The organism is Sphingorhabdus sp., assembly GCF_035329025.1.
GTDB lineage: Bacteria > Pseudomonadota > Alphaproteobacteria > Sphingomonadales > Sphingomonadaceae > Sphingorhabdus_B.
The window spans coordinates 1-9061 of sequence record NZ_DAOLHN010000065.1 but is presented as its reverse complement, the minus strand read 5'-3'; the positions used below and the strand labels follow the sequence as shown (position 1 = coordinate 9061).

Genomic DNA, 9061 nt, shown 5'->3' with positions numbered 1-9061 from the left:
CACGCACCCAGCGCGCTTCCTCACCCTTGATCGCGGCGGTCATCAGCCGGTCGGATATCACCCGCCGCGCGATAATGAGGGCGGCCTCCCACCCCAGATTGAAGGCATAGCCGCGCGCGGTGCGGCGCAGGGAATAGCCACCCCCGACGCTCATCCCGACACTGCGCGCCGCATCCTCGACCAAGCCATTGTCGGCGAGATGCGACAAAAACGCCGCCTGCCGCCCCGGGCTCCAGCCATCGGCGCGGCTTTCATAGCGGAGATAGGCGGCGGCGGGCAGCTTGGCGTCGCTATCGTGGCGGAGGGGGGAGGGGTGGTTCATGATCCTGTCCTTTCCAAAAAGGCACAGGGCATAGGCTGGGGGAGGGCGTGTAGGACAGCGGAGATTTGAAGGGCCGGGAGCGCCCAATTTGTTTCACGCAAAGGCACGAAGAATTTGGTTTAGAAAAGTAGATTTAATCGCCAGAGCTATTTTCTATTATGTTTTAAGCATCTCTTCGTTCGATTGCTTTTTTGGCACTGTCCGGCAAATTCTCAAATAGTTCATCTATCTTTGCTGGTTCTGAAATTAGTCTTTCCACGACGTAATTGATCAAAGCAAACAACGCAGTCGCTGAATCTGCATCATCGTTGATTTCTATTTGTCCGGGGTGGACAGCATGATTTCCAATCACCCGAACCGTATCTAGAGCTTTCTGAACCCGAATTGGAAGTCCTTCTTTAACTAAATTCCCGATAGCGGTATTCAAATTTGATGAGTCTTGACCCAAATGCTCACATAGAAGTTGTATAGTTAGTCGCAATAACGCAGCAGCTGCACGCGGAGAAACGCTAAAAACGTCTCTTGCTTCATCGTAAACTAGCCTAATATTTTCTGGAAGGTCGCTGTGCCCTATAGCAACGGTAGAAACCGATGGCGAAGCCAATCGCTCTTCCCACCAAAGCATTGACTGGGTACAGTTCAAACATCTTGAAACTGTAGCTTTAGTAGCGGAATAATTACCGCTATAGTCCTTTTTGTATAACTCATTCCAAAATTGCGTAGCAAGTACACCACACATGGGGCATGTAAAAGCAGCGCTCTTGTGTGAGGGTGGAACAATTCCGTTGGATTGCATGTATTGTTCTCCGAAACCGACTTCACTCGCCTGCCACGTCACCTTGCTTCGATGCAACATTGTCAATGTCGCTAATCTGCTGGCTCTCCTCCCCCTCTTCACTCTCCTCAATCCGGGCCGCCCCAACAACATGTTCATTGTCATCGACATTGAACAGTCGCACCCCAGCCGTCCCGCGGCCCAGAACGCGCAGGCTATCCAGCGGCATACGGATCAGTTTGGCCTGGTCGGTCACCAGCATCAGTTGATCGCCCTTGGTCGCGGGGAAGCTAGCCACGACGGGCCCGTTGCGTTCGATATTGTCGATATTGGTGATCCCCTGACCACCGCGACCCGTCCGCCGATATCCATAGGCCGATGACAGCTTGCCATAGCCATTGGCGCAGACGGTGAGGATGAACTGCTCCTTCGCCTCCATCTCTGCCATGCGTTCCGGGGTAAGCGTGGGTTCGCCCTCCTTCTCTGGCTTCCATGGGGCGAAACGGAGATAGTCCTCACGCTCGTCCGGCGTGGTGCCGACGCGTTTCAGGATCGACAGGGAAATAACCTCGTCACCTTTCGCGAGCTTCATCGCCCGCACGCCGGTGGAGGCGCGGCTCTGGAATTCGCGGATGTCGTCGGCGGCAAAGCGGATGGCCTTGCCCGCGCGGCTTGCGAGCAGAACATCGTCGTCGGGCGTCAGCAGTTCAACGCCGATCAGCTTGTCATCGGCATCCTCGCCCTCAAACTTCATCGCGATCTTGCCGTTCGAGGGGATATTCGCAAACGCATCCATGCTGTTGCGGCGGGCATAGCCCTTGGCGGTTGCGAACACGACCGAAAGGCCACCCCATTCGGCTTCATCCTCAGGCAGGGTGAGGACGTTCGAGATGACTTCACCTTCGCCGAGTGGCAACAGGTTGACCATCGGGCGGCCCTTGGTCGACGGCCCGCCTTCGGGCAGGCGCCAGACTTTCAGGCGATAAACCTTGCCGATGTTGGAGAAGAACAGCACCGGGGTGTGCGTGCTCGTCACGAACAATTCGGTGACGGCATCCTCATCCTTGGTCGCCATGCCCGCACGGCCCTTGCCGCCGCGGTTCTGCGCGCGGAAGGTGGCGAGCGCGGTGCGCTTGATATAGCCGCCATGGGTGACGGTGACGACCATCTCTTCGCGTTCCATCAGGTCTTCATCGTCAAGACCATCCCAGCTGGGTGCGATTTCGCACAGGCGCGGGGTGGAAAATTCGCGGTCAATGGCCTCCAGTTCCTCACGCATCACCGCGTAGAGCTTCACCCGGTCACCTAGGATGGCGAGATATTCCTCGATCTCGAGCGCCAGTTTCTTGAGCTCATCGCCAATCTCGTCGCGGCCCAGCGCGGTCAGGCGGTGGAGGCGCAAGTCGAGGATCGCGCGGACCTGGACTTCTGACAGTTGATAGGTATCGCCCTCCACCTCGGTCTCAATCGCTTCGACCAGCTTGATATAGGGCGCAATCTCCGCAACCGGCCATTCGCGCGCCATCAATGCAGCGCGCGCGACCGTCGGGGAGGACGAACCGCGGATGATCTTCACCACTTCATCCAGATTGGTCACCGCAACGACCAAGCCGAGCAAGATATGCGCGCGGTCACGGGCCTTGTTCAGTTCAAACTTGGTGCGGCGGGTGATGACTTCTTCGCGGAAGCGGATGAAGGCCTCGATAAAGTCGCGCAGTGTCAGCACTTCGGGCCGGCCGCCGCGGATGGCGAGCATGTTGGCCGGGAAGTTGGACTGCGCCGGGGTGTGCCGCCAGAGCTGGTTGAGCACGACTTCAGGGGTAGCATCGCGCTTCAGATCGATGACGACGCGGACGCCCTTGCGGCTTGATTCGTCGCGGATATCGGAAACGCCCTCGATCCGCTTGTCTTTCGCGGCTTCGGCGATCTTTTCGACGAGGCCGGACTTGCCGACCTGGAAGGGGATGGACGTGAGTACGATCGACCGGCGGTCACCTTTGCCCTCTTCAATCTCGTGCCGCGCCCGCATCACGATCGAGCCTCGGCCATCGCGATAGGCATTGCGCGCACCGGTCTGGCCAAGGATCAGCGGACCGGTCGGGAAATCAGGGGCCGGGATGATCTCGATCAGTTCGTCGATCGTGATCGCGGGGTTTTCGATATAGGCGAGGCAGGCGCGGATAACTTCACCCAGATTGTGCGGCGGGATGTTGGTCGCCATGCCGACCGCAATGCCGCCCGCGCCGTTGACGAGCAGGTTAGGGAAGCGGGCAGGGAGGACCTGCGGCTCCTGTCGCGAGCCATCATAGTTAGGCTGGAAATCGACCGTGTCCTTATCGAGATCATCCAGCAGCGCATTGGCGACCTTTTTCAGCCGCGCCTCGGTGTAACGCATCGACGCTGGCGGGTCGGGATCCATCGAACCGAAATTGCCCTGACCATCGATCAAAGGAACGCGCAGCGACCAATCCTGCGTCATGCGGGCAAGCGCGTCATAAATCGCGCTGTCGCCATGCGGGTGGTAATTGCCCATCACGTCGCCGACGATCTTCGCCGATTTGCGGTACGGACGCCCGGCGACAAAGCCGCCTTCCTGGCTTGCAAACAGGATACGACGATGCACAGGCTTCAACCCGTCGCGCACATCGGGCAGCGCGCGGGCAACGATCACCGACATGGCATAGTCGAGATAGCTCGACTTCATTTCGTCGACGATGTCTACCGGGGAAATATCAGTGGGTTCGATCGGTTCGATCTCTTCGCTCACGCCGCAAAAATCCTTATTTTTTTCTGTATCGGCAAACCCTAGCCCAGCGGGCCGGAAATAGCCACCCGAGCACCCCTAAATTGCGCGTTTTTCACCAGTTTATCCACAGATTCGGGGCGATGGGGATAGTTTACAAATACATTCAACCAGAATTCATCTGCGACCCGCTATCCCGATTGCGAAACATGGGCGAGGCGCGTAAGGATGGCGGCAAATCAGGGCCGCCTTTTGTGCGATTGGCCGGTCTGTTTTCTAGTTGGAGAGTAGAATGAATCGCATTTCGAAATTTGCCGCTGCCCTTGCTTTGGGTGCATTTGTTGCTGTGCCTGCTGCTCATGCGCAGAAGGACGACAAGAAAAAAGCAGAAGCCGCCAAGCCGGTTAAACGCAACTTTTCCAAGGAATTCCAGAAGGCCTATGCGCCTGCTGTTGATGCACTGGCGAAGAAGAAGGATTTGGCTGCTGCCGCGGCGGCTTTCCCGGCGGTTGAAGCGGCCATCATGAATGCAGATGATCGTTTCGAAGCAGGCGTTTTCGCCTTCAATCTGGGAAGCCAGATGAAAGACGCGTCAATGCAGCGCAAGGGCGTCAACCTTATCGTTGAAAGCGGCGTGGCACCGGCAGAGATGAAACCTGCATATGCCTTCCAGCAGGCGCTCTATTTCTACAACGACAAAGATTATCCTACCGCGACCACAAAGATGCTCGAAGCCTATAATATGGGCTATCGCGGCAGCAATGCAGAGGTCCAGATTTCGAACGCCTATCGCCTGCAGAATAATTATGGCGAGGCCATCAACTGGCTTGGCAAGGCAGTTGAAGCGACCAAGGCTGCAGGCGGAAAACCCGATCCGCAATGGTATGCGCAGGCGTTGAATTACGCCAGCCGCGCCAAGGACAACACCCAGATCCTTCATTGGGGCAAGGAAATGATCAAGGTCGACCCGCGCCCCGAAACCTATCACGATGCCCTGTTCCAGTATCAGCGGATCGCCGATCTCGACAATCTCGAGTCGCTGTCGCTCCTACGTCTGGCGCGTCTGAACAAGGCGCTGATGTTTGAGCATGAGTTCAAACAATATGTCGAATATGCCGATGCACGCCGCTATCCCGCCGAAGTGGCAGCAGTGCTGGACGAAGGCTTTGCCAAGGGTACGATTTCGAAGAGCAATCTGACCTTTTCGGAAATCTACTCGAGCGCACAGAAACTGATCCCCGAGCTTTCGGGAACGTGGGCGCAAGACGAAAAAGCCGCTCTGGCCGCGCCCAAGGGATATTCTGCCATGCTGACCGGCGACGCTCTGTTGTCTTTCGCTCAATATGGCCGCGCGAAAGCCATGTATGAGGCCGCACTGTCAAAGGGTGGCATCGTCGATCGCGATGGTATTGATCAGACCGACCGTGCACTTACAAATCTTGCGATTGCCAATGTCTACCTGAAGGATTGGGCCGGAGCAAAGGCTGCATTAGCCAAAATCACGGGAACAAAGCGCAAGGGTATAGCCGAATATTGGAATATCTACATCGACCAGCAGGCAGCTGTACCTGCAGCATAACCCAGCGCCAAAAGTGATGAAGAGGGCCGGCGCGGTTGCGTGGGCCCTTTTCTTTTAATCCGATATGGGAACCCCAGGCTGATCTTTGGCTGTCCGGATCGTCAGCGATGTCTTTACGCTCGAAACATTCGGAGCGGCGGTCAATTGCGATGTCAGGAATTCCTGAAATGACTGCAGATCATGCGCGACAATCTTGAGGATGAAGTCAATCTCGCCATTTAGCATATGGCATTCACGGACATTGGGAAGCGAACGCACATGCTCTTCAAAGGCACGCAGATCGGCTTCCGCTTGGCTCTTGAGACTAACCATAGCAAAAACCATAATCGAATAGCCAAGCGCGGCCGGGTCAACCTCCGCATGGTAACCGCGGATCGCACCCGATTGTTCGAGTGTGCGCATCCGACGCAAACAGGGTGGGGCTGTTAGTCCGACCTTGCTGGCCAATTCGACATTGGTAATGCGTCCATTTTCCTGAAGCTCGGCTAAAAGCTTCAAATCGATCGCATCGAAACTGATTGCTGCCATTTTATGTTATTTCCCTAACCAGATCACAGCTAACCATAAAATAAAATTATAGGCAATTGCAATTGTTCCAAAGCCGGACAGGTGGGTTTGTCAACATTGTGGATAAGCTATGTCCCATAGTGTGACGCAGTGAAAATGCTGCTTTTGCGGCACCTAATGCCCCGCTATCGATAGACCGGACCAAACCCTTTTCGTTCAGAAGAAGCCTGTTGCGTGTAGACGATCGCCTTGCCACTGCATTGCAGAATATCGACACTTCGTCTGAGGCGGCGCGGATCGGGCAATGGCGGCAATTGATCGATATTCTCGCGCAAAATCCGCGCGACTTTCCCGGCGAAATGGTGGCCAAAGGCCTGGTCAACGCGCATGCACTTGGTCGCACACTCGATGCAAAAGAGCGACTCGCCGGGGTTCAGGCCCTGTCGGGACGGATACGGTCAGCGCCTCTGGTGCAATTGCTGGCAGGCGATGAACCAGCTATCGCGGCCGCCGCAATTTACGGCGCGGATCTCTCCGACAGCGAATGGAGCGAATTGATTCCTGAACTTCCGGTCAGGGCGCGCGGGTTTTTACGAAACCGGCCGAATTTGGGTCAGAAAACACAACTTGCCTTGAACAGTTGGTCTGGTGCTGATTTCCGTATTCAAGGCACAATCGAAGCGGTATCCGCAACCAGTACAGCCGAAGCGGCACCCTCGGGAGAGATTGGGGCTTTAGTTCGCCGGATTGAACAGTGGCGCAAAGATCGCGAAGCGGGGGATTCGCCGCGACTGCCACTCGGCGATGAATTTGCCGAAGACGAGATTCTGCCCTCTAATGAATTCAGCTTTGAAACTGATGATAATGGAACGATCATCTGGGCTGACGACATACCTAGAGGTGCGGTCGCAGGTGTGGATATCGCGCGGGCAGCCTATGACGATGGCCCAGGCCCCGACGCCTATGGCGCAGCTGCTTTCCGTCAGCGCATGCCGCTCGAAAATGCGCGAATGCGGCTAAGGGGCAGCCCATTGGTCGATGGAGATTGGCGGATTAGCGCTGCCCCATTTTTCGATCCGATGACAGGGCGTTTCCGTGGCTATCGTGGCATGATGCGCCGGCCAAAGCTGACCGAAAAACCAGAAGCTGATGCTTTGAGCGAGCAATGGCGCCGTCAGCGTGGTGAGGGCATGCAGCAAGTCGTGCATGAACTGCGAACCCCGCTTGGAGCCATAGCCGGATTTGCAGAGATTATCGAGCAACAGCTTTTCGGACCGGTCTCAAACGAATATCGGCAGATGGCAGCTGCAATCCTTGCCGATGCGCAACGTTTGTTGGCCGGTTTTGAGGACCTGTCGGTCGCTTCGCGTCTGGACGCGGGTAATTTTGAAGTTGAACCGGGCGTAACCGAATGTCGCTGGCTTGCCAAAAGATTGGCAGAGCGCCTGGAGCCGGTCAGCGAGGAAAACCGGATCCAGCTGAACCTGGCAATTGCCGACCCGGTTAGGGCATTTGCCATTGATCGAACGTTGGCAGAGCGCATTTTTTCAAGGCTGTTGTCCGCTGTCATGATGGGTTGCAGTGAGGGTGAAAGCCTGAACGGACGCTTCAAGACCGAACCCGGGGTTACGGCATCCAATTTTTTCTATTTGGAACTGCCCGCCAAATTACGGCAGTTTTCAGACGATCAACTTTTCGGAACCGATCCTTCCTATAATGAATTTGAACAGCCGGCGGATACATCTTCTCCGTTGCTCGGGCTTGGTTTTTCACTTCGTCTAGTGAGGAATTTGGCGCGAAAAGCCGGTGGCGATTTACGCTTTCAAAAGGAAAGTCTAGTATTGTCTATCCCAGCCGTACAGGATGGCGATATGGATTTCAGGGATATCGGGGGCGATTAACATGGAACAGCGTGGGGAGGTGGCAATGTCGTCCGATCCTCAAGGCTTTCCGAAAATCGGTCCGCCGGTAGTGCTCTCTGGTCAGCCGACACCCTGCTTTCTGGTAACGGTTGATACCGAAGAAGAGTTTGACTGGTCCGCACCTTTCAGTCGAAGCGGGCATGGCGTTACCCACCTTTCTTCAATCGAACCGTTCCAGCAACTATGCGAGCGTTTTGGCGTCACACCGGTATATCTTGTCGATTATCCGGTGGCGCAGGACGGCTTTGGAGCTGAATTCTTTGCTGGCTTGGTTGGCAGCGGTGTCGCGGAAGTCGGATTGCAATTGCATCCTTGGGTGACTCCGCCTTTCGATGAAGAGGTCAATGTCCACAACAGCTATGCATGTAACCTAGCGCCTGATCTGGAGAGAACAAAGCTGTTCAGGCTTTTTGAAATTGTAGAGAAAAAGCTAGGTTGTCAGCCGGATAGCTATCGTGCTGGCCGTTACGGGGCAGGGACCCACACCCCGGCGTTCCTTGCCGAGCTTGGGATCCGTGTGGATACTTCGGTGCGGTCATTATTTGATTATCGCCAACAGGGCGGGCCGAATTATGCACGTTGTCCTTTGACGCCCTATTGGGTTCAGCCGGGCAGTCTACTGGAGTTACCGGTAACCTCACTATTTGGTGGTTTGTTCCGATCGATGGGGCCGTTGCTTTTCGATCAGGTTTTTGGTTCGGAAACCATGCGTTCGGCGCTTGCGCGCAGCGGGATGCTGGAACGAATTGCGCTTACGCCGGAGGGCATCCCGGCAGACAAGGCAATCGAAGCTATTGATTTGGCAATTGACGATGGTTTGCCGGTGCTGACTTTTTCGTTCCACTCCCCGTCCTTGGCTGTAGGTCACACCCCTTATGTGCGCACGGAACAGCAACTCGAGCTATTTTATTCCTGGTGGGAGCAGGTTTTTACGCATCTTCAGAAGCGGAGCGTAAAGCCATCGTCTATCGCCGACATTACAGCTGCTGCTTTCCCGAAGTGATTTGCGTCTGTAGTGATTTGTTGCTTGCCTTTCTAGGCAGGCATCCGCTATCGGCGCGGTGCTCAGGGGGCCTGTAGCTCAGTTGGTTAGAGCTGGCCGCTCATAACGGCTAGGTCGGGGGTTCGAGTCCCTCCGGGCCCACCATAATGCTCCATGTCGGGGAGTAGCGCAGCCTGGTAGCGCATCTGCTTTGGGAGCAGAGGGTCGCAG

At 55.8% G+C, this 9061-nt stretch carries 6 protein-coding genes, 1 tRNA gene and 1 pseudogene; 4 read left to right on the top strand and 4 right to left on the bottom strand.

The window, feature by feature from the left end; genetic code table 11:
* From PKC81_RS13670 to gyrA, 3 genes and pseudogenes are all read right to left on the bottom strand, one after another.
* Positions 1 to 322 (bottom strand): annotated as a pseudogene (locus tag PKC81_RS13670) (hypothetical protein); the annotation flags it as partial.
* A gap of 163 nt (positions 323 to 485) precedes the next feature.
* Positions 486 to 1061 carry a DUF4145 domain-containing protein gene (locus PKC81_RS13665; protein WP_324337015.1) on the bottom strand — a complete coding sequence of 192 codons (576 nt, stop codon included), beginning with the start codon at positions 1059 to 1061 and terminating at the stop codon, positions 486 to 488.
* A gap of 79 nt (positions 1062 to 1140) precedes the next feature.
* A complete protein-coding gene (gyrA, locus tag PKC81_RS13660; RefSeq protein ID WP_324337013.1) occupies positions 1141 to 3864 on the bottom strand; it encodes a DNA gyrase subunit A in 2724 nt (907 codons plus the stop codon).
* A 268-nt stretch (positions 3865 to 4132) separates the two neighbouring features.
* Here gyrA and PKC81_RS13655 point away from each other — a divergent pair, with 268 nt between their 5' ends.
* Positions 4133 to 5419: a hypothetical protein gene (locus PKC81_RS13655; protein WP_324337011.1), complete on the top strand. Its 1287-nt coding sequence runs from the start codon at positions 4133 to 4135 to the stop codon at positions 5417 to 5419.
* Positions 5420 to 5473: 54 nt separating this feature from the next.
* On the opposite strand, the gene PKC81_RS13650 is transcribed toward PKC81_RS13655, so the two are convergent.
* Positions 5474 to 5947, bottom strand: a complete 474-nt coding sequence (locus PKC81_RS13650; protein WP_298597133.1) for an Lrp/AsnC family transcriptional regulator — start codon at positions 5945 to 5947, stop codon at positions 5474 to 5476.
* Between the two features lie 209 nt (positions 5948 to 6156).
* Here PKC81_RS13650 and PKC81_RS13645 point away from each other — a divergent pair, with 209 nt between their 5' ends.
* The 3 genes from PKC81_RS13645 to PKC81_RS13635 all read left to right on the top strand — a co-directional run bounded on the left by PKC81_RS13645 (position 6157) and on the right by PKC81_RS13635 (position 8995).
* The gene (locus PKC81_RS13645; protein WP_324337008.1) at positions 6157 to 7827 is read left to right on the top strand and encodes a HAMP domain-containing sensor histidine kinase; all 1671 of its coding nucleotides are present in this window, start codon (positions 6157 to 6159) and stop codon (positions 7825 to 7827) included.
* A 25-nt stretch (positions 7828 to 7852) separates the two neighbouring features.
* The gene (locus PKC81_RS13640; protein ID WP_324337006.1) at positions 7853 to 8851 is read left to right on the top strand and encodes a polysaccharide deacetylase family protein; all 999 of its coding nucleotides are present in this window, start codon (positions 7853 to 7855) and stop codon (positions 8849 to 8851) included.
* 67 nt (positions 8852 to 8918) lie between these two features.
* A tRNA-Ile gene (locus tag PKC81_RS13635) sits at positions 8919 to 8995 on the top strand.
* Positions 8996 to 9061: the final 66 nt, after the last annotated feature.

Bases quoted from the DNA above. Each gene is read 5' to 3' on its own strand.
- PKC81_RS13665 (WP_324337015.1), bottom strand. From the start codon at position 1,061: ATGTGTGGTGTACTTGCTACGCAATTTTGGAATGAGTTATACAAAAAG.
- PKC81_RS13655 (WP_324337011.1), top strand. From the start codon at position 4,133: ATGAATCGCATTTCGAAATTTGCCGCTGCCCTTGCTTTGGGTGCATTT.
- PKC81_RS13640 (WP_324337006.1), top strand. From the start codon at position 7,853: ATGTCGTCCGATCCTCAAGGCTTTCCGAAAATCGGTCCGCCGGTAGTG.
- PKC81_RS13650 (WP_298597133.1), bottom strand. From the start codon at position 5,947: ATGGCAGCAATCAGTTTCGATGCGATCGATTTGAAGCTTTTAGCCGAG.